We start from the raw sequence: 20,837 nt of genomic DNA on the forward strand, positions 1-20,837 counted from the left end.
CATAGCCCGACCTGTTAAACGCTGGCGCAGTTGAGCGGTCCAGGGTTAATTAACCGGTGACGTCAGTCGATCTCACGCGGCCAGCAACCGTCTGTTGCTGGCCGATCTTCCACCTGCCCGGTCATCAGTCTACAGCGGCGACACGGCCTCAACTTCATGCTGAAACACGTAGGGGTCGGAGAGGAGTTCGAATACTTCATCGTCCGGATAGGTGACCGCGACGTGATAGTCTTCGCCTGCGAAGGCTTTGACCGCCGCGAGATCCTGCCAGTAGGTGGCGAGAAAGAAATGCGCCCATTCGCCCTGGTTTTCCCGGCGCACCAGGGCGCCTCTGTTGCCGGCGATGCTCTGAGCGTGTTCCACGCCGGTCCGCTCGAGGTGGCGGGCAAACCCCTCAGCATGCTGCAATGGCACACAGCCGTGCCAGGTCCTGACAATCATTTGCATTCTCCTGTGGTGATAAACATCTCACCCTAACATCGACAGGCATTTCTGGGGGAGCGCAACAATGCGGCGCTGGCCACAACACAAAATTATTTTGCCGGACGGGGATATCCTCTCACTCTGCACTATTTTTGACTGCGGAGCAGCATTGGGCCGAATATTGCGCGGCGAGTATCGCTGTTAGCTGGCGCGGAAAAAATCGTGGCTCGTCAGCCTCGGGCAGTCGTATCGCTACACGCCCAAGCCGCGCCCCTTCAGGGCATCGCCAGCCGATCTTGATGGGCCGCAAAGAGGGTGATGAGATGGTCGGCGATAACCCGCACGCGTCTGGACCCGGCCAGGTCGGAATGCATCACCAGCCAGAGAGTCTGATCCGCGCCGATCTCCGGCTGCAGGCACTGCAGGCCGCTGGCCCGTGCCATAAAGTGCGGCAGAACGCCCAGTCCGAGGCCCGCGGATACCGCGGAAACCTGGGCCACGAGCGTATTGGCTTCGACTTTACACGGCCGGCCGCGCAGGGTGCGCGCGATCCATTGGGCGGCCGGCAGGTGCTGGTGAGTTTCCGGCCACCCCACAAAGTCCGCCTCGCTCAGCGACAGGCCCTCCGCACCGGCCAGATAGCCGGCGGCGCCATAGACGCCAAACCCCACCGTCCCCAGTCGCTTTAACGTCAAATGCCCGGCCTCAGGCTTGACCATGCGGATCGCCAGATCGGCATCCCGACGGTGCAGGTTCACCGGCTGCACGCCGCTCAGCACCTCCACCCGCAGCTCGGGATAATGGTCCAGGAGCCCTTTCAGGGAGGGCAGAATAAAATGCGTGGCCAGGTTATCCGAGGTGGCCAGGCGGACAACCCCGGCGACATGCCCCTGCAGTTGCGCCGCTTCGCCAAACGCCAGGCCTGCGTATTCCAGCGCCTCGGCCCGCGCGAGCAGGGCTTCGCCATCATCGGTCAGGCGATAGCCGCTCTGATGGCGGCTGAAGAGCGGAACGTTCAACGCTTGCTCCAGCCGATCCAGCCGACGGGAGACCGTGGCAATGCCCATGTTAAGCTTGTCGGCGGCGCCGCTCAGCGTTCCCGCCCGGGCGATGGCGAGGAATATGCGCGCATCATCCCAGTTAAATTCTGCAGTCATCTATTTTCCATTTATGGAAAATGGCTATCCGTTTTCCACTCTTTTTTATCATTTTCGCAGGGATGATACTGCACGCCACTCGCGGAGACAACCAGGCCATCCGGTCGCCTGCTCTCTCCTCACCTGAACGTCCGTGTACCGCGCGGAACGCTCCTTTCCTAAGGATACGCCTGATATGAAAGAGATTGCTTTACCCCTCCACCCGGCACCGGCGCGCGTCTGGATAGCCGTCGTTGCGCTCGGGATCTGCGCCTTTTCAATCGTCACCAGCGAACTGGCGCCGGTGGGCATGCTCAGCGCCCTGGCGGCGGATTTTCACCAGACTGAATCTGGCATGGGTCTCGCCGTCACCGCCTATGGCTGGGTGGGCGCCCTGGCGGCTCTGCTTTCCGGCGCAATGCCGGCGCGTATTTCCCGCAAGGCGCTGCTGGTCGGGCTGATGCTGATCCTCGCGCTTTCCTGCCTCGCCGCAACCCGGTCTTATTCGATGTTCGCCCTGATGAGCGCCCGCATGATTGGTGCCCTGGCGCATGGCGCCTTCTGGGCCTTAATTGGCATCGTCGCCGCGCAGATGGTGCCGCCGCACCGGCTGGGGCTGGCCACGGCGATCATTTTTGGCGGCGTGTCGGCGGCAAGCGTAGTGGGGGTGCCGCTGGCGAGCTTTATCGCCACCCTGGCGGGCTGGCGATACGCGTTTATGGCGATGGCCTTGCTGTCACTGGCCGCCGCTGCGGTGCTGTGCTCGACGCTGCCCGCGCTGGCCGCCCCAGCCCCCGTCAGGCTGCGCGTTTATCGTGATATTTTCCGCAATCCGCTGCTCGGTGGCCTGTATGGCGCCACGGCATGCATCATTACCGCTCACTTTGCCGCCTTCACCTACATTGAACCGCTGCTGATAAATCTGCAGGGAGTCCCGACGACCGCCCTCTCCGGCCTGCTGCTGCTGTCAGGGGTTTCCGGGCTGCTGGGTAACGTTATCGCGGGGAAACTCATTGATCGTCATCTGAAGGGGCTGATTTTCGCTGCGCTGCTGCTGAGCGGGGGCGCGCTGGCGATCCTTGGTACCGCCCGTTTTGCGCCACTGCCATTCTGTTTTAGCGGGCTACTGTTAGCCCTGTGGGGCGCCGGCATCGCGATTGTGTTCGTCGGCTTACAGACCTGGCTACTGCGCAGCGCGGGCGCGGTCGCCCAGCCGGCGTCAGCCATTTACGTGGCCATTTTTAATGCCGCCATCGGCACCGGGGCGCTTGTCGGCGGCCAGCTGATCGCCTCAGCTGGCCTGTCGGGAATGGTGTGGCTGGCGGCGGGGATCATGGTGGGCAGTACGCTGCTGATCGCTCTGCTGAAAGCGCCCTCGGGCCGCTAAACGCTGCCCTGTAAAACCGCGTTTTCACGGTCCAGCGTGAAGACCTGCCACACGACGCGGGTCGCGCTCAAGGTAAAAATGGCCGTCGCCAGCGTATTTTCCTCATCAGGATCGTCGGGAGACAGCCGGTAAATCGGTAACAACGGATCCTGCTGGTCGGAGAGCATCGCTTTCGCTGTCACGCCATCCAGCGGCGGGTCCGTCGCCAGCCACGCGTCCAGGCGCCGCTGGCGCGAGCCGGAGCTGCCGGTCACGATCTGTTCAATGACCGCAAGCTGGGGATGGATCAGATGGTTGGCATGCCCGCTGGTGGCGGACAACGCGAGCACCGAGCTGCCGGAGCCGGTGGCTTCCACGCTAAACAGACGGCTATCGCCCATCTGGCCCAGGGTGTGGTGAAACGCGCCCGCGCGCGGCGTGGCGCTCAGCAGAGTGACGGCTTCCTCTAAGGTGGTGGCGTTCAGTGAGGCGCGGGCCAGAATCTGGCGCGGCATCCCGTCCGGACGATGCACGGCGCGAATATTGTTGACCGTATTGACTATCCCCTTCTCATTCACTGCGAAGGTATGTCCGCACAGGGAGCCGGGATAGGCGAAGCTGGTAAAGGCGAGGCCCACGTCCGGGGTTATGCTGACGATGGCGCAGTCTTCACGCAGCTGCGGGAAGCCGTCTTCATTGTGCGCAATGATCAACTCGCCCTCTGCGCTTCTCCCCGCCAGGGTGGTGCAGCCATCCGACGTCGAACGCACCAGATCGCCGCGACAGTTCCAGGCGAACACCTCATCCACCGGCGCCTGCAGCCCCTCCGCCATGCCCTCCAGCTCCTGCCAGATCAGCGGGAACTGAGCCTGCACGGCTGCGCGCATGCGCTGGGTCTGTTCCGTCGTTTTCAGGGCGGCCACCGTTTGCCACAGCGCCGTTTGCCTGATTTTTGTCTGCCAGGCCTCACGACCAAACGCGCCAAGCTGCTGACCGACCGCAAAAGCGGAACCTCGGATTGCGATTGTTTTCATATTGTCATTATTCACTTATGTTCAGGATACGTGTTGCAAAAACTCTTGCAGACGCGGATTGCTGCTGGCCGTGAGCAGCGGCTCAGGTGAACCATCTTCGGCAATAGTGCCGCCATCAATAAAAATCAACCGGGAAGCCACCTCTCTGGCAAAGCCAATCTCATGGGTCACAATCACCATCGTCATGCCCTCGTCGGCCAGCGAGCGCATGACCTTTAACACCTCATGCCGCAGTTCAGGATCGAGGGCGGATGTTGGCTCATCAAATAACATCATTTTGGGTTTCACCGCCAGGGCGCGAGCTATCGCCACACGCTGCTGCTGACCGCCCGAGAGCTCGGCAGGATAGTGGTTAGCGCGTTCACGCAGCCCCACGCGATCCAGCAACGCCAGCGCCTGCTCCCGCGCTGTGGCCTTGCTCTGCTTGCGCACGCGAAGCGGACCGAACATGACATTCTCCAGGGCGGTCAGATGCGGGAACAAATGAAACTGTTGAAACACCATACCGGCTTCGCGGCGAATATCACACTCATTCGCGTGCGGATCCGTAATATGCATGCCCGCCACCAGCAGCGTGCCGGAGGAGATCTCTTCCAGCTTGTTAATACAACGCAGCAGGGTCGATTTTCCCGAGCCGGAAGGACCGATGATCACCACCACCTCGCCCGCTTCAATCTTTAAATTGATATCGTGCAGCACCTGAGTGGCGCCGAAGTTTTTCGCCACCGCGCTAAATTCAACCATGCTCATAAAATATGGATCCTTTTCTCAACTTGTTTTAGCAGGAAGCTCAGGCACAATGTCAAAAACAGATAAATCATCGCCACCGCCGTCCACACCTCCAGCGCCCGAAAGTTGCCGGCAATAATCTCTTGTCCCTGACGGGTTAATTCTGCCACGCCAATCACAATAAACAGCGACGTATCTTTAATACTGATAATCCATTGATTGCCTAATGCCGGGATCATCCGCCGAAAAGCCAGCGGCATAATGACATGCCACAGGGTGCTGCGCGGCGATAACCCCATCGCGAGGCTGGCTTCTTTAAATCCTTTATTGATCGACAGAATCGCGCCCCTGGTGATCTCCGCTATATAAGCCCCGGAGTTAATCACAATGGTGATAATGGCGGCAGGAACCGGGTCAATACGCACCGGCAACACCATCGGCAGGGCGAAGTAGATAAACATCACCTGCACCATAATTGGCGTCCCGCGGATTAATTCCACAAACACCAGCGATACCGTTTTGGATATTGTCCCACCTAATGCGCGGCAGGTCCCGGCCAGCAAACCAATGATTAATCCACCTAACAAACCTGATAACGAAATAATTAGCGTCAGCTGCAAGCCTTGCATCAGCAGCGGCAATGCATCCCAAATATAGCGACTGTCAAAGTTCATGCTTCTACCCGTAAAGAAAATATGAGGTCGGATCGCTCCGACCTGGCAGGGTTATTTCGGCTGTTTAGCAAACCACTTTACGTAAATCTTGTCGTAGGTACCATCGGCGCGCAGGGCCTGCAGGGCCTGGTTGACTTTTGGCGTCAGGCTGCTGTTTTTCTGCATCGCAAAGCCATACTGCTGTGGCAGAATGCTGTCCGTCTCACCAGTGGATTTGACCTTGCCATTACCCGCCGTCTTCACGTAGTAAAGGACATTCGGCGAATCATGAACGACGGCATCGAGATTACCGGCCTGCAGGTCAAGGTAAGCGTTATCAATATTCGGGAACTCGATATAATTCGCTTTATATTTGCTTTTCATAAAGCTGGCCGCCGCCGTCCCCTGCTTAAGGCCGACTTTTTTCCCGGTCAAATCACTGAATTTAACAATGGAATTATCATTACTTTTCACGGCTATTAACAGGTCGGCATTATAATATCCTTCACTGAAGTCCACGACCTGCTTGCGCGCATCGGTAATCGTTATTCCCGCCATCGCCACGTCCAGATTACGCGACTGCAGACCGGGGATCAGGCCGCCGAAATCCATCGGCCTTAATTCGTAGCTGATATGCATTTTCTTCGCAATCGCGTCCCACAGATCGATATCAAAGCCGACATATTTATCGCCTTGTTTAAATTCAAATGGAACAAAGGCAGTATCGACACCCACCGTTATTTTATCTTCTGCTGCTGTAACAAAACTGGCTGAACAAATAACTAATGCCAGCGTCAGCTTTAATTTCTTAAATAATCCACTCATAATTACCCTCAGCGTCAGTGAGATAGCCTACAACGAACGTCACCCTGCGAAATATCTCGCCGGAAGAACCAATAACAAGAGTTGATATACCGGGCGCAGTTTTATGCGCCCGAATAAAAACGATAACTTATGCAGAAAACAGAGAGTCAGAGGTAGCCGGTGCTGGCGTCTGGGCGCTGTTCATCACCATGGAGAGAAAACTGTAATAACCGTTTATTCCAATCAGATCCACCACGCCCTTCTCGCCCCATAACTCAATGGCTTGTTGCCAGGTCTCATCGCTGACCTTTTGCTGTTGATGCAGCTGCTGACAGAAGTCATAGACCGTCTGCTCATCGGGCCGGAGATCCACGGGCCGGCGCCTTTCCTTAATCGCCTGCACCGCCGCGGCAGCAATCCCTTTCTCGCGTGCTATCGGCGCATGGATCGCCCACTCAACCGGCTGCGACCAGTGCCGCGCGGTCAGCAAAATCGCCAGTTCAGAAAGACGCTGGCCCAGCGCGCTGCGATAGCGCAGGTACTCCCCCATACGCTGGGCATGGGCCATCAGCTCGGGGCTCCGCAGCAGCGGTTCAAAGGGCGGCAGCAAGGCGCCGCGCGGTCCGTTGATAATCTCTTCCGCTAACTGACGCTGCTGAACGTCCCATTCCTGTTCCGCCAGGGGCGGTAAACGATTGCTCATAATTTCCCCGTCTCTTCACGGATCACGCAGTTCAGGGTATCGACCACAAAATCGAGCTGCGCCGGGGTGATGATAAACGGCGGTGCAATCAGAATGTGGTCGCCAGACTGGCCATCGATGGTGCCGCCCATGGGATAGACCATCAGTCCACGCGCCATGCAGTTTGCTTTGATCGCAGCGTGCAGCTTCAGGGAAGGATCGAACGGCGTTTTGTCGTCTTTATCACGCACCAGCTCGACCCCCGCAAACAGGCCGCGTCCGCGCGTATCACCGACATGCGGTAACTCCCCCAGCACCTCGCGCAGCGCCTTGTGCAGATAGGCGCCCTGCTGTTTGACGGCGTCCAGCAAATTATCCCGCGCGATCACTTGCTGCACCGCCAGGGCTGCCGACGCGGCGGTGGCATGACAAATGTAAGTGTGACCATGCTGGAACAACCCGCTGCCCGCCTTCAGCGCGGAGACGATAGTCTCACTCGCCAGCACCGCCCCAATCGGCTGATAGCCTCCGCCGAGTCCTTTGGCGATGGTCACTAAATCGGGCACCACGTCATCCTGTTCAAACGCATGCAGCGTCCCGGTCCGCCCCATACCGCACATCACCTCATCCGCGATGTACAGGATGCCGTATTTGTCGCACAGGCGGCGGACCCCTTGCAGATAGCCCGGCGTCGGCGGCGTGGCTCCCGTCGTCGCCCCCACCACGGTTTCGGCACAGAAACCGATGATCGTTTCCGGGCCGGCCTCAAGGATGGCTTGCTCCAGCTCATTAAGCAGGCGCTCGGTATATTGCTGTTGGGTCTCGTCAGCCCGACGATCGCGGTACTCATTGCAGGCGGAGACGCGGATAACATCCATTAATAAGGGAGCAAACTGACGACGGCGCCATTCGTTCCCCCCCACCGCCAGCGCGCCCAGCGTATTGCCGTGATAGCTCTGTTTACGGGCGATAAAGCGGGTGCGCGATGGCTGGCCGATCTCCACAAAGTACTGCCGCGCCATCTTCAGCGCCGTCTCTACCGCCTCAGAACCGCCCGAGACAAAGTAGGCGTAGTTAAGCTCGCCGGGCGCCGTACGGGTGAGATGTTCGGCAAGCTGCTCGACGGCATCGCTGGTGAAAAAGCTGGTATGCGCATAGGCCAGCCGATCGATCTGGCGGTGCATCGCCGCCAGCACATCAGGATGCGCGTGTCCGAGGCAGGAAACCGCCGCCCCGCCGCAGGCATCAAGATACGGTTTTCCCTGGGCATCAAAGATATAGGCCCCTTGCGCACGTGAAGCCACCATCGGCGTGCTACGCAGGCTGCGGTGAATGACATGACTCATACTGGGTTCTGCTCCTGAATCCGCTACATGAATTGAGCGTATCTTGCAGGATCCATTTGGATCACGTCAACGAATTAAAGATATAAATGCATCCGTTATTCTTATAACTGATACATTTGAATCATTTATCAGGACTTACCGGGGATCACGTAGGCGCCAGACTCAATAAGATAGCGTTCGGCATTTTCAATTTTACTCACCGCCTCCCGACCGTGGCGCACCACCAGCATCGCCAGCAGGCACTCCGCCAGGCCCATGCCGGAGACCACGGAAGGGAAAAATGACGGACTGTCGATGGAGAACAGCAGCGTGCAGTCTGCCGCCTGCGCTAAGGGGGAAACCGGCGAGTCGGTAATGGCGAGGATCTTCGCCCCGGCCTGCCGGGCTGCCTGTAAAACATCCAGTGATTCGCGTGAATAGGGAGCAAAGCTGGTGAGTAAGACGCAGTCCCGGGCGGTTAGTTCGCGGGTAAAAACTTCGATATTGCTGGCCAGGCCATCGATCAATGACACCTGGCGGTTAAACAGTCGATAGACATAGAACAGCGACCACGCGATCGGAAAGCTGGCGCGGAATCCGCAGATATAGACATTCTCCGCGCTATCGAGCAAGGTCACCGCCTGCTCCATCTCCTGGGCATTTTCATTTTGCGTAAAGGTCAGATTCGCCTGATGCGCCTGAAAAACCTCTTTATACAGCTGCGTTTGCGTCCCGCGGGCCATCATTTTTTCCGCTTTTGATACGTATGTATCATTGCGCAGCCCCAGATCGTCAATGAAATCACTTTTCAGCTCGCTCCAGCCGCGGTAGCCCAGTCGCTGCGCCAGACGCAGCAGCGTCGCCGGTTTTACCCCGGCTTCCGCCGCGAAGGCACGCATTGATAACACCACCAGCTGACTGGCATTTTGCAGTGAGAACTCGGCGGCGCGTTGCAGCTCGGGCGACAACCCGCCGAATTCATTAATGATTTTTTCCCTGAGATTCATGGCAGCCACTGACTGGTTTTAAGTGAAAGCTATCTAATCATATTTGAGATCAAGACTCTATAGGCTGGTCTAACACCCGGGGGCCATCCTTTGCGCTCCTGAGCATGGCGAACCGCGCTGCCCGTCACTTCTCCAGCCAGTCGATAAAAAACGCCATAAACGCCGACACCTGCGGCGGTTGCAGCTTTCGCTGGGGAAAGACAAACTGCAGCCCAACCTCCTTGCGGTCTAAGGGGCTGAATCCGGTGAAGCGATCGGCAAACAGCACCTGAAGCCGCCCCTCCTCGACATCCCTCTTCACATCCCACCATGATTTACCGGCGATCCCCGACCCGCTGAGCGCCCACTGCCGCAGCAGCGCCCCATCGTCGCAGACCATCGCCGGCGTCACCCGGATGATCTGCTCTTTTCCCGCCTCCTCAAAGCGCCACTCGTTCATCACCACACCATGCCGCTCCAGCGCCAGGCAGCGGTGATGATGCAGCGCCTCGGGCGAAGCCGGCGTTCCACGGGCGGCAAGGTAAGCCGTCGAGGCCACCAGCACCCGGTGGTTAGGACGGATGTGGCGGATGGCCAGGCTGCTGTCCGGCAGATTACCGACGCGAATGCTCATATCCAGCCGGTTGGCGACCAGATCCTCCACACGCTCGCCTAAGTAGACGGAAAAGGTCACTTCCGGGTGACGGCGGGTAAAGTCGACGATGGCCGGGCTAAGGTATTGTCGGCCAAAGTCGGAGGGGGCGGAAAGGCGAATATCGCCGCTCAGGACGCCCTCTTTTTGCGTCAGCAACGACTCGGCGTGGCGCGCCTCCTCCAGTACGCGCCGCGCGGCATGATAAAAATCTTCCCCCGCGTTGGTCAGGGTGATAGCGCGCGTGGAGCGATGGAACAGGCGGGTCTGGTAACGCTCTTCCATCGCCTTCAGGCGGGCCGTCATGGTGGCCGGCGAAAGCGACAACCGTCTACCGGCGGCGGAGAGTCCCCCCGCCTCGGCGACTGCCACCAGTAGCGCCATATCTTCCAGCTTGCCCATTTTTCGTATATCCCGAAAAGTGAATCTATTTTTCGTCTAATTATCAAAATCAGCTCCCGACTGTAAAGTGATTTCCATTCCACTTCGCAAGGGACACCACTATGAACACGCTCTCACTTTTTGATCGTCATCGCATCGGTACGCTGCCGCTGAAAAACCGTATCGTCATGGCTCCCATGACCCGGGCGCGCGCGCTGCAGCCGGGAAATATCCCCTCCGCGCTGATGGCGGAGTATTACCGCCAGCGCGCCAGCGCGGGATTGATCGTTACGGAAGCGACGCAAATCTCTCCCGAGGGACAGGGGTATTCCTGGACGCCCGGCCTGCATTCCGCAGACCAGATTGCCGGCTGGCAGTTGACGACCCGCGCCGTACATCAGGCCGGCGGCGTTATTTTTTCTCAGCTCTGGCACGTGGGACGCATGTCGCACGCCCGTTTTCATACGGATGGTCAACCCGTGGCCCCCTCGGCGCTGGCGCCGGACGCCCAGGTCTGGGTGGTGGATGAGCAGGGCCGGGGCCAGATGGTGGACTGTTCACCGCCGCGGGCGCTCTCCCGGTCGGATATCCAGCGTATTGTCGCCGATTACCGTCAGGCAGCGCGCAATGCGATCGCGGCGGGGTTTGACGGCGTGGAAGTACACGGCGGCAATGGCTATCTGATCGACCAGTTCCTGCGGCGGACCGCCAACCAGCGTACCGATGAGTACGGCGGCAGCCTGAACAACCGGATCCGTTTTGCCCAGGAGGTGCTGACCGCCATCGGCGACGCAATCGGCCGCGAGCGGACGGGCATCCGCCTTTCCCCCTTCATTACCCAGCGCGGGATGAATGACCCGCAGGTGATCGATGCCATCCTTGCCCTGGCGGCCTGGTGCGAACAGCAGGGCATCGCCTTTATCCATCTGGCGGAGGCGGACTGGGACGATGCCCCAGCCGTTCCCCGACACTTCCGCGACGCGCTGCGCGCGACCTTCAGCGGCACGCTGATCGTGGCCGGGAATTACGATCAGCAGAAGGCGGAGCGCATTCTTGACGCCGGTCTCGCCGACCTCGTGGCTTTCGGCCGGACGTTTATTGCTAATCCCGACCTGCCGCAGCGGCTTCTGCATCGCTGGCCGCTGGCTACCGTCAGCGATCCCGGCACGCTGTTTGGCGGCACGGAGGCGGGCTATACCGACTATCCCTTCTATACGGAGCATAAAGAGTGAAAATGACCCGCAAAATGTTACCTGCCGGCCGTGGTGTCGCGGTTGCCCGCACGCTGGCCAGACGCGGCCTCACGCGCCATCGCTGCGCCACCGCGCTGCTGCTTGTCGCAATGTCCGGCTCCGCGTATGCAGCCCAACAGGATCTGCTGAAGCCGGCGCAACTCATCGCTGACGGCAGCCTTCCCGCGGCCACACGCGCCGCCAATGAATATGTCGCCAGGCAGTATGCCACGTTCTGGAATACCGGTGATGCCGCGCTGGCCCGGGCGGCGCTGGCGGAGAATTTTATCGATAAAACGCCCCCGGAAGGTCGCCGACAGGGGCCGGAAGGGGCGATCCTCGCCTCCAGAGCGTTTCGCCAGGCGGTGCCGGATTTACGCTGTGATGTCGAACAAATGATCGTGGCCGGTGACCGGGTGGTCTCACACTTACATTTTCATGGCCACTTTACCGGGACCTTCGGCACCCGGCAGGGTAAGGGACAAAATATCGATTTTATCGCCACCGATATCTATCAGATCCGCGGCGGTAAAATTACCGCCAACTGGCATATTGAAGATAACCTGACGCTGATGAAACAGCTGGGCGCGCAATAAGCTGCCTCCGGACGGTGCGTCAGCGATCGCCAACACGGCGAGCCGCCCCGGTCTCCGCTGGGACGACTCGCCTGGCGTCAGCCGGCGCTTAGATTTGCGCCAGCCCGCCGTCGACATAGATCTCTGCGGCGTTAATAAAGCTCGACTCATCCGACGCTAAAAACACCACCGTCCGGCCAATCTCCTCCGGCTCGCCCAGCCGCCCGAGCGGTACGCCGGCGGCCAGAGCATCGAACAAGCCCTGGCGATCCGCCTCCGCCACCAGCCCTCCCAGACCCGGGGTACGTACCGGCCCCGGGCTGACCACATTAATGCGGATCCCGCGGTCGCTAACCTCCAGCGCCCAGGAGCGCGCCAGGCTGCGTACTGCGGCCTTACTGGCGCTATAGATGCTGAAGTTAGCCGTCCCTTTTACCGCCGCCGTAGAGCCGGTCAAAATCACCGAGGCGCCGTCGGTGAGCAACGGCAGCGCTTTCTGCACGGTGAACACCACCCCGCGCACGTTAGTGGCAAAAATCCGGTCAACGTGCGCTTCGGTAACGGCGCTGAGCGGCAGCATTTCTCCGCCGCCGGCATTGGCGAACAGTACATCCAGCCGGCCGGACTCGTCGGCAATGGTCGCAAATACCGCGTCAAGGTCGCTTAACACGCCGGCATCAGCGCGGATCCCGCGGGCGGCGGGTCCGATGAATCTTACCGCCGCATCCAGCTCCTCCTGACGGCGGCCGGTGATGTACACCTTCGCGCCCTGCTCCGCCAGCGCTTTCGCCGACGCCAGGCCAATCCCGGCGCTGCCGCCGGTGACTAACGCCACTTTATCCGCAAGTTTTTTGCTCATGGTGCATTTCCTTGGTTAGAGTATAAACAGGCCAGGCTCGCGAAAGCGCCCGCCGGGTATGGAAAGCACTGTAATCGTCCCGGCGAGGCGGAAAAATGGCCTAATCTGAAAAACACTCTTCCCCTCGGTGGATAATCACCTCCAGTAACCAGGATAAAGCGAATAATGGACCGGTTTTCAGCTCTTAAAGCCTTCACCCGCGTTGTCGAAGCCGGCAGCTTTACCCGCGCCGCGGACTCGCTGAATATGCCCAACGCCACCCTCAGCAAAACCATTCAGCAACTGGAGGCGCATCTTGGGGTTTCTCTCCTGCAGCGCACTACGCGGCGTATCACCGTGACGCCGGAAGGACGGGAATACTATGAAAAGGCCCGGCGCCTGCTGGAAGACCTGGAAGAGATCGACGCCGCCTTCAATACCGCCCGCAATAAGCCAAAGGGCCATCTGCGGATCGCCATCGGCGGGTCGACCGCGCGCGATGTGCTGATCCCGCTGCTGGCGGACTTTATGACCACCTGGCCGGATATCCGTATCGATTTGCAAGTGGCCGATAAGCCCTCGGACCTGATCGGCGGCAATATTGACTGCGCCATCCGCGGCGGACCGATGGAAGACTCGACGCTGATTGCCCGTAAAATCGGCGAGGCGGCGCTGGTTACCTGCGCCACCCCGGGCTATCTTCAGCGCTATGGTACGCCCGCCTCACCGAATGAACTGAACCATGGCCACCGGCTCATCAGCTACCTGTCGCCGGCCAGCGGCAGAGCGTTTCCGTTTCGTTTTGCCCGTCACGGCGTCAGCACCGAGCTGAAGACGGAGCACCATCTCGGCATCAATGAGAGCAACGCGCATATTGCCGCCGGCGAGGCGGGCTTAGGCATTGTGCAGACCTTTACCTATTCGCTGAAACCGGCGCTGGCGAGCGGCAAGCTGGTGGAGATCCTCAGCGCCTGGCGCCCGGCCCCCTATCCTTTTCACGTTGTCTATGCCCGGCACCGGCACGTCCCGCCCCGGCTCCGCGTCTTTATTGACTGGCTGGCGGCGGTTTTTCCGTCTGCGGTGCAGGGATAGCGCGCGTTATCTGACGCGGAGCAGGTCGCCGTATCGCGTGGTGTAGCGCGGCGATAGCATCTCTCGCTTCATCTGCCACTGCTGCTGGACCCCCTGGCCGGCAAAATAGAGCGCCCCCCTGCCGTTTTTCGCATTCAGCTGGTCGAGCACCTGCATCAGCCTGGCGCTGTTCTGCCGCGGGGCAAGCTCGTCGAACAGGTTCAGCTGGGCGACGCCCTGGCTGTAGAAATCGCCGAGCATCACCCCGGCCTTCTGATAGCGATGCCCCGCTTTCCAGATGGCATCCAGGCAGTTTGTCGCCGCGGCGATAATATCCCGGGAATCCTGCGTCGGCGTCAGCAGCTTCAGTGAGGCGCTGTTGCCGTAATAGGGTTCATTCAGCGCGAAGGGGCTGGTTTTGACAAAGGCGGAGACGAACCGGCAGTACTGATGCTCACCGCGCAGCTTTTCTGCTGCCCGCGCGGCATAGCTGCAGATCGCCTGGCGCATATCCTCATAGGCCGTAATGCGATCCCCGAACGAGCGGCTGCAGATAATTTCCTGCTTAGCGGGAGCAAACTCCTCCAGCGCCAGGCAAGGCTCGCCGCGCAGCTCCCGTACCGTTCGCTCAAGCACCACCGTGAAGTGCTTGCGGATAAAGCGGATATCGCTCTCCGCCAGCTGGAGTACCGTGCCGATCCCCATTGCCTCGAGCTTTTTACCGATCCGCCGCCCGATGCCCCAGACCTCACTCACCGGCAACAGCGCCATCAGCTTCCGCTGCCGCTGCGGGCAGGATAAATCCACCACCCCGCCCGTCTGCCGCTGCCACTGCTTCGCCGCGTGGTTGGCCAGCTTCGCCAGGGTTTTGGTCGGGGCGATCCCGACGCCCAGCGTCAGATGGGTGCGCTGCTGCACCGTGGCGCGGATTTCCCGGCCAAAGTCGGTCAGATCTTTGCAGTGGCGCACGCCGCTGACATCGCAAAAGGCTTCATCGATACTGTAAATTTCGCAGCGCGGGGCGAGCTCTTCCAGGGTGGTCATTACCCGGTTGGACATGTCGGCGTACAGCTCATAGTTGCTGCTGAACGCCACGACGCCGTGGCGAAGAAACGCCGCCTTCTGCTTAAAGTAGGGTTCGCCCATTTTCACAAACGGCTTCGCCTCCGCCGAGCGGGCGATCACACAGCCATCGTTGTTCGACAGCACCACCACCGGCCGCCCCTTCAGGTCTGGCCGGAAGGCGGTCTGGCAGCTCGCATAAAAGGCGTTCACATCACAGTGCGCGAACATGATCAACCCGCCGCCTTGATGATGTAGGTCACCACGCCGAAAATATCGAGCGTCTCCTCGCGGCCGACCACGATGGGCGAATAGGCCGGGTTCATCGGGTTAAGCTGCACCCGGGGCAGAAGTTGCAGCTTTTTTACCGTAAATTCGCCGCCGACGGCGGCAATGACGATATCGCCATGCTCCGCTTTACGCGCGCTGTCCACCACCAGCAGATCGCCTTCGTCAATGCCGGCATTGATCATGCTGTCGCCTGCGGCTTTGACAAAATAGGTCGCGCTGGGATGCTGCACCAGCAGCTCGTTGAGGTCGATTCGCTTCTCGACATAGTCCTGGGCCGGGCTGGGAAAGCCGCACTGCACCAGGTCGGCAAAAAAGGGAAAGGAGACAATCTGACGTAGCTCAACCGGCGTGTAAAAGTTCATTTTTTAACCCACCACATAAAACTGAATATATATACAGTAGTTTTGCCTGTTTTGCCGGTCAATATCGGCTCCAGCTATCAATCGCCAGCACTGAAATAACTCCTTGATGTCAATGGGGGTCCTCTTCAGCGCCCGCGAACCGTTTGCTGCTTTTGCGCGCAGCCCGCCCGCCGCGCGAGGTGGTAGATGCGCCGCGCCGCGGCATTCGCTTGACACTGTACATTAATACAGTAAAACTAACGCCCGCGATCAGCATACAGAGGACAGAAGATGTTTGTGGAACTGATTTATGACAAGCGCAATTTTGCCGGGCTGCCGGGCGCCAGAGAGACCATTCTTAACGAGCTGACCAAACGCATGCAGCGCATTTTCCCGGAGGCGGAAGTGCGCGTGAAGCCGATGATGACGCTGCCGGCGATCAACACCGACGCCAGCAAGCATGAAAAAGAGCTGATCAGCCGCACGGTGCAGGAGATGTTTGAAGAGGCGGACATGTGGCTCACTGAAGAGTAATGCCGCCCGTTAGTCGCGGCGCCCCCCTCTTTAAGAGCTTTCCCGGATGTGGCAGAGCCACGGGCAACAGTACAATAGCGGCGGTTGCAGACTGGCAATGCAACCTTCGCTCACCTGCTGGCTCTTGCATACGGCCAGCAGGTGAGCTTCCCGGGCATGCCTGCCGACCTTTCCTCATCGCCCTCACAGCGTCTCCGGTAGCGCCGCTATAATTTTATCCACCAGTTCGCGATGCTCATGCACCTTCCCGCATTTAACAATAATCTGTCTGGCGTTGTCATAGCCCGGCGCCCACAGCCGATTATTAAGCAGAACGTCCTTGTAGACCGCGATCAGCGGTTTGTTCCACGCCGCCGCCATGTGCACCACCGAGGTGTCCGGGGAGATAATCAGCTCCGCCTGGGCAATCAGCGCCATCGCATGGTGTAACGTGTTAAATGGGTTAATCACCACCTCCGGCGGCAGCGGGATGCGGATCTCACGCCGGTGATCGAGCAGAATAACCGCGATCCCCGGATGGCGAGCCAGCAGCTTGTCAAGCAGTTCGGCCAACTGCGTCTGCGAGAGACTGCGGTCGCCATGGCCGGCAAAAATATTAATCACTACCGCTTTTCTGCTCAGCGACGCCAGATACTGCGCCACCTCCTGCATAATCGGCCCGGGCACCGCCAGGTCGTAAGCGTCCAGCCCGCGGGTGTCCAGTTTGAGATAATCGGCGATCAACTCGAACGTTTTCGTCACGTGCCAGCGCTGGCAGTCAAAATCAAAAGAGTGGGAATAATGCTTAATCGACGGCCATTTATTAAACCCGAGCACCGATTTCGCTTTTATTTGTCGGAAAAGCCGCAGGCGATGCACGGGAATATCGAACAGCGAAGGGTCAATAATAATATCGTACTTATTATTAGCCAGTTCATTAATAACATCGCGGGGAACGTTATGATTAAATTTTCGCAAAAAATCGGCGGACGTAACCGGTTCAGCTTCATAAATATAGCGGATCCGCGGGTTATAACGCATCACCTGGCTATTAGAGGTCGTCAGCAGGAAATCAACGATATAGCCTGACTGATGCAGGCATTTCACCAGCGCGGAATCCACCACCACATCGCCGACCGCCCCCTCATTGCGCATCAGTAAGACGGTTTTCGCGGACGACAAATCCACCGGCTGACGGCGCCGGAGATCCCAGAGCGCTTTCGCCACGCCCACCCGCAGGGCATTACGTACTTTCTTAGTAAAGTAATTTCGCCGTCTGTTGAGCTCCCTTATTTTATTAAACTTCTTGCGTGGGGAACCCTGCATGGTTGCATCGTGCATCATCCTAACCTCATTACGGCAATCATTAATATTCTGTGTCGTCCGATAGAGACTGAGCGAAATAAAAAAAGTTCGATTGAAAATGAAAATCATTCTTTTTTTTATTTACAAAACTCATCCAGCCCTGCGGGATTGCACCACAGCACTGTGAAGCAATAATGAGTGAATCGTGAATTTGCCGGCCCACCGTTGGCAGGCCGGCGCAACAGCGCTAAGCTGGCTGCTTTATGAAGTCAGGAGGACGCTATGCTTGAAGCAGTAGAAGGTAATATCCATCAGCGGCTGTGCGCGCTGCTCGACGAACATCAGGCGCGCTATCGGGTGATGGCGCACGAGGCGGTCGGCCAGTGCGAAGCCGTCTCGGCGATCCGCGGCACTGCGCTTGGCCAGGGCGCGAAAGCGTTAGTCTGTAAAGTCAAAGGAAACGGCGTCAACCAGCATGTGCTGGCGATCCTCGCCGCCGATCGGCAGGCCGACCTCGCCAGCCTGGCCCGGCATATCGGCGGCAGCAAAGCCTCGCTGGCCAGCCCGGCGGAAGTGGAAGCGCTCACCGCCTGCGCGTTCGGCGCCATTCCCCCCTTCAGTTTCCATCCGGCGCTGCGGCTGGTGGCCGACCCGCTGCTGTTTGAGCGCTTCCCACAAATCGCCTTTAACGCCGGGCGCCTGGACCGATCGATCATTCTCGATACCGAAGACTATTTACATATCGCCCGACCGGAGATCGCGACCTTTCGCCGTCTTAGCTAACCGGGCATCGGCCCTGATTTCCGCCGCATGGCGTAAAAATCCTGTTTATTCACGCCACGATGCGTAGAGTCAGCAGGATATTTTTTGGCATTCTTTTTTTGGCAAGGACCTCTGTACATGTTTGATACCACCCTGTTGATCCTGCTGGGTCTGGCGGCGCTCGGCTTTATCAGTCATAACACCACCGTAGCAATCTCCATCCTCGTGCTGATTATCGTGCGCGTCACGCCGCTGAACGCCTTCTTTCCCTGGATTGAGAAGCAGGGCCTGACCGTCGGGATCATCATTCTGACTATCGGCGTGATGGCGCCCATCGCCAGCGGCACGCTGCCGCCATCGACGCTGATCCATTCCTTTATGAACTGGAAATCGCTGCTGGCGATTGCGGTCGGGGTGTTTGTCTCGTGGCTTGGCGGACGCGGCGTCTCGCTGATGGGCTCCCAGCCGCATCTGGTGGCCGGGCTGCTGGTCGGTACGGTGCTTGGCGTCGCCCTGTTTCGCGGCGTCCCGGTCGGGCCGCTGATTGCCGCCGGGATCATCTCGCTGTTTATTGGGAAGTCGTAGCCAGGCTGCCGTGATAGCGGCCCGGCGTCTGCCCCAGCCCTTTCTTAAACATGGTGATGAAGGCGGTGGTGGAGTCGTAGCCCAGCGCCTGGGCCGTCTGCTGCACCGTCTGCCCGCGGATCAGCAGCTGCAGTGCAAGGATCAGCTGCAGCTGATGGCGCCAGCGGCGAAAGCTCAGCCCCGTTTCACGCACCACCAGCCGCGCCAGATTGCGCTCGCTCATCGCGAACTCCGCCGCCCACTGGCTCAGGGTCTGCCAGCGCGCCGGATCCTCGGCCATCATCGTCACCATCTGGCGAATTTTCGGGTGGTTCGATACCGGCAGCTGCAGGTGCTCCTGCGGCTGACGGGGCAGCTCATCAAACAGAACCTGCACCAGCCGGGCCGTGGCGGGGGCGGCCAGCGACTCCCCGCCGCGTTCCGCCAGGGCGAGGATCAGCTCCCGCACCAGCGGGGAAATCTTTAACGTACAGCAGCGGTCCGGCATCGGCGCGGCGCCCGGCTCGATGAACAGGAAGCACACCAGGGCGCCGGGGGTGGCGCGGTTACTGTGGGAAAGCTGCCCCGGGACCCACACCGCATACTGCGGTGGCACCATCCACATCGCGTTCTCCACCTCGCAGGTTAAGGCGCCGTGCAGGGCGAGGATCAGCTGCCCCTTACGGTGGGAATGCGCCGGAATATACTGCTCCGCCTCCACCACCCGAATACGAAAGGCAATGGCCGATTCGTGGCCACTGTCCGGTTCATAACCATCCAGACCCAGTCCGATCATCATGTTGTCCGATATTAGCGATAATCTGTCATTTTAGCTTGATTTAAACAGAGGACAAAGTCGCTATCGTAACCCCCCTCTTTAGTTACCTTGAGAATGATATGTCTTCTGTGACCTCCTCCACCGGCCGCCGCTCCGCGCTGCTGATTGCCGGTATCCTGCTCATCGCCACCACCCTGCGCGTGGTCTTTACCGGCGCGGCGCCGCTGCTGGACGCGATTCGTAGCGACTATGGCCTGACCACCGCGCAGACCGGGCTGCTCACCACCCTGCCGCTGCTGGCCTTTGGCCTTGTCTCGCCGCTGGCGGCAGGGGTTGCCCGCCGGTTCGGCATGGAGCGCAGCCTGTTGCTGGCGATGCTGCTGATCTGCGCCGGCATTGCCCTGCGCTCCCTGCCCTCCGCTGCATGGCTGTTTATCGGCACGGCGGTGATCGGTTGCGGCATTGCGCTGGGAAACGTGCTGCTGCCCGGGCTGATTAAACGGGATTTCTCGCAGCATGTCGCGCGGATGACCGGCGCCTATTCCCTGACGATGGGCGGCGCAGCGGCGCTAGGCTCGGCGCTGGTGGTCCCCGTGGCGATGGCCGGATTCGGCTGGCGCGGGGCGCTGCTGCTGCTGATGATCTTTCCGCTGCTGGCGCTCCTCAGCTGGCTGCCGCAGTCCCGGCGTCAAGCGGAGGCCCCGCTGACCGGCTCAGGCGCCATGCATAACCGGGGGATCTGGCGGTCGGCGCTGGCCTGGCAGGTGACGCTGTTCCTCGGCATCAACTCGCTGGTCTATTACGTGATTATCGGCTGGCTGCCGTCGATTCTGCAGAGTATGGGCTATAGCGAAGCGCAGGCCGGCTCGCTGCATGGCCTGCTGCAGCTGGCGACCGCTGCGCCCGGCCTGGCGATACCGCTGATCCTGCATCGGCTGCGCGACCAGCGCGGGATCGCGGTGCTGGTCGCCCTGATGTGCGCCATCAGCGCCGCCGGGCTGTGGCTACTGCCAGGGCTGGCGATCGGCTGGACGCTGCTGTTCGGCTTTGGCTCCGGAGCCACGATGATCCTCGGCCTGACGTTTATCGGCCTGCGCGCCAGCTCGGCGCACCAGGCCGCGGCGCTGTCGGGGATGGCGCAGAGCGTCGGCTATCTGCTGGCCGCCTGCGGGCCGCCGCTGATGGGCAGGATCCACGATGCCAATGGCGACTGGCATATTCCGCTGCTGGCGGTGGCGCTGATTTCGCTGGTGATGGCGATCTGCGGCGCCCTCGCCGGGCGCGACCGGGAGATTCATCCCTGAAGATGACCGGCAGCGGGCGCTGCCGGTAGG

Annotated in this window: 24 protein-coding genes and 1 pseudogene; 10 read left to right on the forward strand and 15 right to left on the reverse strand. The window is 59.8% G+C overall.

What is annotated here, in order from left to right; genetic code table 11:
* Nucleotides 1-129: 129 nt before the first annotated feature.
* Nucleotides 130-441 carry a hypothetical protein gene (locus ACQUTP_RS22475; protein ID WP_004203773.1) on the reverse strand — a complete coding sequence of 104 codons (312 nt, stop codon included), beginning with the start codon at nt 439-441 and terminating at the stop codon, nt 130-132.
* A 67-nt stretch (nt 442-508) separates the two neighbouring features.
* On the opposite strand from ACQUTP_RS22475, the gene ACQUTP_RS22480 reads away from it, so the two are divergent.
* The gene (locus ACQUTP_RS22480) at nt 509-628 is read left to right on the forward strand and encodes a hypothetical protein (RefSeq protein ID WP_032425956.1); all 120 of its coding nucleotides are present in this window, start codon (nt 509-511) and stop codon (nt 626-628) included.
* 70 nt (nt 629-698) lie between these two features.
* Here the strand turns inward: ACQUTP_RS22480 and ACQUTP_RS22485 are convergent, their stop codons facing one another.
* Nucleotides 699-1,580 carry a LysR family transcriptional regulator gene (locus ACQUTP_RS22485; protein WP_117130116.1) on the reverse strand — a complete coding sequence of 294 codons (882 nt, stop codon included), beginning with the start codon at nt 1,578-1,580 and terminating at the stop codon, nt 699-701.
* Nucleotides 1,581-1,755: 175 nt separating this feature from the next.
* On the opposite strand from ACQUTP_RS22485, the gene ACQUTP_RS22490 reads away from it, so the two are divergent.
* Entirely contained in the window at nt 1,756-2,946 is a 1,191-nt protein-coding gene (locus tag ACQUTP_RS22490; RefSeq protein WP_049115125.1) for an MFS transporter, read from the forward strand.
* Here ACQUTP_RS22490 and ACQUTP_RS22495 read toward each other — a convergent pair.
* From ACQUTP_RS22495 to ACQUTP_RS22530, 8 genes are all read right to left on the reverse strand, one after another.
* On the reverse strand, nt 2,943-3,959 hold the full coding sequence (locus ACQUTP_RS22495; RefSeq protein ID WP_048295789.1) for an acyl-CoA--6-aminopenicillanic acid acyl-transferase: 1,017 nt from the start codon (nt 3,957-3,959) through the stop codon (nt 2,943-2,945). The two genes, ACQUTP_RS22490 and ACQUTP_RS22495, sit on opposite strands and share 4 nt — an antisense overlap.
* A 21-nt stretch (nt 3,960-3,980) precedes the next feature.
* A complete protein-coding gene (gene glnQ, locus ACQUTP_RS22500) occupies nt 3,981-4,703 on the reverse strand; it encodes a glutamine ABC transporter ATP-binding protein GlnQ (protein ID WP_064794861.1) in 723 nt (240 codons plus the stop codon).
* A gap of 2 nt (nt 4,704-4,705) precedes the next feature.
* Nucleotides 4,706-5,362 carry a glutamine ABC transporter permease GlnP gene (glnP, locus tag ACQUTP_RS22505; protein ID WP_004203767.1) on the reverse strand — a complete coding sequence of 219 codons (657 nt, stop codon included), beginning with the start codon at nt 5,360-5,362 and terminating at the stop codon, nt 4,706-4,708.
* A gap of 51 nt (nt 5,363-5,413) precedes the next feature.
* Nucleotides 5,414-6,166 (reverse strand): glutamine ABC transporter substrate-binding protein GlnH, encoded by a 753-nt coding sequence (glnH, locus tag ACQUTP_RS22510; protein WP_048294509.1) that lies wholly within the window; start codon nt 6,164-6,166, stop codon nt 5,414-5,416.
* 127 nt (nt 6,167-6,293) lie between these two features.
* On the reverse strand, nt 6,294-6,848 hold the full coding sequence (locus ACQUTP_RS22515) for a carboxymuconolactone decarboxylase family protein (RefSeq protein WP_023317981.1): 555 nt from the start codon (nt 6,846-6,848) through the stop codon (nt 6,294-6,296).
* Nucleotides 6,845-8,173, reverse strand: coding sequence for an aspartate aminotransferase family protein (locus tag ACQUTP_RS22520; protein ID WP_017898604.1), 1,329 nt, complete (start codon nt 8,171-8,173; stop codon nt 6,845-6,847). Before ACQUTP_RS22520 ends, ACQUTP_RS22515 begins: the two co-directional genes overlap by 4 nt.
* Before the next feature lie 128 nt (nt 8,174-8,301).
* Nucleotides 8,302-9,159, reverse strand: a complete 858-nt coding sequence (locus ACQUTP_RS22525; protein ID WP_004203760.1) for a MurR/RpiR family transcriptional regulator — start codon at nt 9,157-9,159, stop codon at nt 8,302-8,304.
* Nucleotides 9,160-9,283: 124 nt separating this feature from the next.
* Entirely contained in the window at nt 9,284-10,192 is a 909-nt protein-coding gene (locus ACQUTP_RS22530) for a LysR family transcriptional regulator (protein WP_004203758.1), read from the reverse strand.
* Nucleotides 10,193-10,293: 101 nt separating this feature from the next.
* Between ACQUTP_RS22530 and ACQUTP_RS22535 the strand changes: the two genes are divergently transcribed.
* On the forward strand, nt 10,294-11,403 hold the full coding sequence (locus ACQUTP_RS22535; protein WP_285755373.1) for an alkene reductase: 1,110 nt from the start codon (nt 10,294-10,296) through the stop codon (nt 11,401-11,403).
* A gap of 2 nt (nt 11,404-11,405) precedes the next feature.
* A complete protein-coding gene (locus ACQUTP_RS22540) occupies nt 11,406-11,999 on the forward strand; it encodes an ester cyclase (RefSeq protein WP_032446977.1) in 594 nt (197 codons plus the stop codon).
* Nucleotides 12,000-12,087: 88 nt separating this feature from the next.
* Here the strand turns inward: ACQUTP_RS22540 and ACQUTP_RS22545 are convergent, their stop codons facing one another.
* On the reverse strand, nt 12,088-12,837 hold the full coding sequence (locus ACQUTP_RS22545) for an SDR family oxidoreductase (protein WP_017898608.1): 750 nt from the start codon (nt 12,835-12,837) through the stop codon (nt 12,088-12,090).
* Nucleotides 12,838-13,002: 165 nt separating this feature from the next.
* On the opposite strand from ACQUTP_RS22545, the gene ACQUTP_RS22550 reads away from it, so the two are divergent.
* Nucleotides 13,003-13,908, forward strand: coding sequence for a LysR family transcriptional regulator (locus ACQUTP_RS22550; RefSeq protein ID WP_017898609.1), 906 nt, complete (start codon nt 13,003-13,005; stop codon nt 13,906-13,908).
* A 6-nt stretch (nt 13,909-13,914) separates the two neighbouring features.
* On the opposite strand, the gene ACQUTP_RS22555 is transcribed toward ACQUTP_RS22550, so the two are convergent.
* Nucleotides 13,915-15,180, reverse strand: a complete 1,266-nt coding sequence (locus ACQUTP_RS22555) for a Y-family DNA polymerase (protein WP_004203752.1) — start codon at nt 15,178-15,180, stop codon at nt 13,915-13,917.
* Between the two features lie 2 nt (nt 15,181-15,182).
* Nucleotides 15,183-15,602 carry a translesion error-prone DNA polymerase V autoproteolytic subunit gene (locus ACQUTP_RS22560; RefSeq protein WP_004203751.1) on the reverse strand — a complete coding sequence of 140 codons (420 nt, stop codon included), beginning with the start codon at nt 15,600-15,602 and terminating at the stop codon, nt 15,183-15,185.
* 270 nt (nt 15,603-15,872) lie between these two features.
* Between ACQUTP_RS22560 and ACQUTP_RS22565 the strand changes: the two genes are divergently transcribed.
* Nucleotides 15,873-16,115 (forward strand): DinI family protein, encoded by a 243-nt coding sequence (locus ACQUTP_RS22565; RefSeq protein ID WP_004203750.1) that lies wholly within the window; start codon nt 15,873-15,875, stop codon nt 16,113-16,115.
* Between the two features lie 183 nt (nt 16,116-16,298).
* On the opposite strand, the gene ACQUTP_RS22570 is transcribed toward ACQUTP_RS22565, so the two are convergent.
* Nucleotides 16,299-17,435 carry a glycosyltransferase family 9 protein gene (locus tag ACQUTP_RS22570; protein ID WP_074447347.1) on the reverse strand — a complete coding sequence of 379 codons (1,137 nt, stop codon included), beginning with the start codon at nt 17,433-17,435 and terminating at the stop codon, nt 16,299-16,301.
* Between ACQUTP_RS22570 and ACQUTP_RS22575 the strand changes: the two are divergent.
* From ACQUTP_RS22575 to ACQUTP_RS22585, 3 genes and pseudogenes are all read left to right on the forward strand, one after another.
* Nucleotides 17,430-17,586: pseudogene (locus ACQUTP_RS22575) on the forward strand (hypothetical protein). The gene ACQUTP_RS22570 and the pseudogene ACQUTP_RS22575 sit on opposite strands and share 6 nt — an antisense overlap.
* A 95-nt stretch (nt 17,587-17,681) precedes the next feature.
* A complete protein-coding gene (locus ACQUTP_RS22580; protein ID WP_004203748.1) occupies nt 17,682-18,182 on the forward strand; it encodes a YbaK/prolyl-tRNA synthetase associated domain-containing protein in 501 nt (166 codons plus the stop codon).
* A gap of 117 nt (nt 18,183-18,299) precedes the next feature.
* Nucleotides 18,300-18,746 carry a DUF441 domain-containing protein gene (locus tag ACQUTP_RS22585; RefSeq protein WP_004203746.1) on the forward strand — a complete coding sequence of 149 codons (447 nt, stop codon included), beginning with the start codon at nt 18,300-18,302 and terminating at the stop codon, nt 18,744-18,746.
* On the opposite strand, the gene ACQUTP_RS22590 is transcribed toward ACQUTP_RS22585, so the two are convergent.
* Nucleotides 18,730-19,524 carry an AraC family transcriptional regulator gene (locus ACQUTP_RS22590; protein ID WP_428902445.1) on the reverse strand — a complete coding sequence of 265 codons (795 nt, stop codon included), beginning with the start codon at nt 19,522-19,524 and terminating at the stop codon, nt 18,730-18,732. The two genes, ACQUTP_RS22585 and ACQUTP_RS22590, sit on opposite strands and share 17 nt — an antisense overlap.
* 107 nt (nt 19,525-19,631) lie before the next feature.
* On the opposite strand from ACQUTP_RS22590, the gene ACQUTP_RS22595 reads away from it, so the two are divergent.
* Nucleotides 19,632-20,807, forward strand: a complete 1,176-nt coding sequence (locus ACQUTP_RS22595) for a CynX/NimT family MFS transporter (RefSeq protein WP_072140547.1) — start codon at nt 19,632-19,634, stop codon at nt 20,805-20,807.
* Nucleotides 20,808-20,837: the final 30 nt, after the last annotated feature.

This window comes from Klebsiella sp. 2-CIP_Kleb., from assembly GCF_050378715.1.
Classification (GTDB): domain Bacteria; phylum Pseudomonadota; class Gammaproteobacteria; order Enterobacterales; family Enterobacteriaceae; genus Klebsiella; species Klebsiella quasipneumoniae.

What these genes read in the sequence shown, in the direction of transcription:
- ACQUTP_RS22525 (WP_004203760.1), bottom strand. Translation starts at nt 9,159, where the DNA reads ATGAATCTCAGGGAAAAAATCATTAATGAATTCGGCGGGTTGTCGCCC.
- ACQUTP_RS22490 (WP_049115125.1), top strand. Translation starts at nt 1,756, where the DNA reads ATGAAAGAGATTGCTTTACCCCTCCACCCGGCACCGGCGCGCGTCTGG.
- ACQUTP_RS22545 (WP_017898608.1), bottom strand. Translation starts at nt 12,837, where the DNA reads ATGAGCAAAAAACTTGCGGATAAAGTGGCGTTAGTCACCGGCGGCAGC.
- ACQUTP_RS22570 (WP_074447347.1), bottom strand. Translation starts at nt 17,435, where the DNA reads ATGCACGATGCAACCATGCAGGGTTCCCCACGCAAGAAGTTTAATAAA.
- ACQUTP_RS22540 (WP_032446977.1), top strand. Translation starts at nt 11,406, where the DNA reads ATGACCCGCAAAATGTTACCTGCCGGCCGTGGTGTCGCGGTTGCCCGC.
- ACQUTP_RS22480 (WP_032425956.1), top strand. Translation starts at nt 509, where the DNA reads ATGCGGCGCTGGCCACAACACAAAATTATTTTGCCGGACGGGGATATC.
- ACQUTP_RS22590 (WP_428902445.1), bottom strand. Translation starts at nt 19,524, where the DNA reads ATGATGATCGGACTGGGTCTGGATGGTTATGAACCGGACAGTGGCCAC.
- glnP (WP_004203767.1), bottom strand. Translation starts at nt 5,362, where the DNA reads ATGAACTTTGACAGTCGCTATATTTGGGATGCATTGCCGCTGCTGATG.
- ACQUTP_RS22585 (WP_004203746.1), top strand. Translation starts at nt 18,300, where the DNA reads ATGTTTGATACCACCCTGTTGATCCTGCTGGGTCTGGCGGCGCTCGGC.
- ACQUTP_RS22550 (WP_017898609.1), top strand. Translation starts at nt 13,003, where the DNA reads ATGGACCGGTTTTCAGCTCTTAAAGCCTTCACCCGCGTTGTCGAAGCC.
- ACQUTP_RS22580 (WP_004203748.1), top strand. Translation starts at nt 17,682, where the DNA reads ATGCTTGAAGCAGTAGAAGGTAATATCCATCAGCGGCTGTGCGCGCTG.
- glnH (WP_048294509.1), bottom strand. Translation starts at nt 6,166, where the DNA reads ATGAGTGGATTATTTAAGAAATTAAAGCTGACGCTGGCATTAGTTATT.
- ACQUTP_RS22530 (WP_004203758.1), bottom strand. Translation starts at nt 10,192, where the DNA reads ATGGGCAAGCTGGAAGATATGGCGCTACTGGTGGCAGTCGCCGAGGCG.
- ACQUTP_RS22555 (WP_004203752.1), bottom strand. Translation starts at nt 15,180, where the DNA reads ATGTTCGCGCACTGTGATGTGAACGCCTTTTATGCGAGCTGCCAGACC.
- ACQUTP_RS22485 (WP_117130116.1), bottom strand. Translation starts at nt 1,580, where the DNA reads ATGACTGCAGAATTTAACTGGGATGATGCGCGCATATTCCTCGCCATC.
- ACQUTP_RS22535 (WP_285755373.1), top strand. Translation starts at nt 10,294, where the DNA reads ATGAACACGCTCTCACTTTTTGATCGTCATCGCATCGGTACGCTGCCG.
- ACQUTP_RS22515 (WP_023317981.1), bottom strand. Translation starts at nt 6,848, where the DNA reads ATGAGCAATCGTTTACCGCCCCTGGCGGAACAGGAATGGGACGTTCAG.
- ACQUTP_RS22565 (WP_004203750.1), top strand. Translation starts at nt 15,873, where the DNA reads ATGTTTGTGGAACTGATTTATGACAAGCGCAATTTTGCCGGGCTGCCG.
- ACQUTP_RS22475 (WP_004203773.1), bottom strand. Translation starts at nt 441, where the DNA reads ATGATTGTCAGGACCTGGCACGGCTGTGTGCCATTGCAGCATGCTGAG.
- ACQUTP_RS22520 (WP_017898604.1), bottom strand. Translation starts at nt 8,173, where the DNA reads ATGAGTCATGTCATTCACCGCAGCCTGCGTAGCACGCCGATGGTGGCT.
- ACQUTP_RS22560 (WP_004203751.1), bottom strand. Translation starts at nt 15,602, where the DNA reads ATGAACTTTTACACGCCGGTTGAGCTACGTCAGATTGTCTCCTTTCCC.
- ACQUTP_RS22495 (WP_048295789.1), bottom strand. Translation starts at nt 3,959, where the DNA reads ATGAAAACAATCGCAATCCGAGGTTCCGCTTTTGCGGTCGGTCAGCAG.
- glnQ (WP_064794861.1), bottom strand. Translation starts at nt 4,703, where the DNA reads ATGGTTGAATTTAGCGCGGTGGCGAAAAACTTCGGCGCCACTCAGGTG.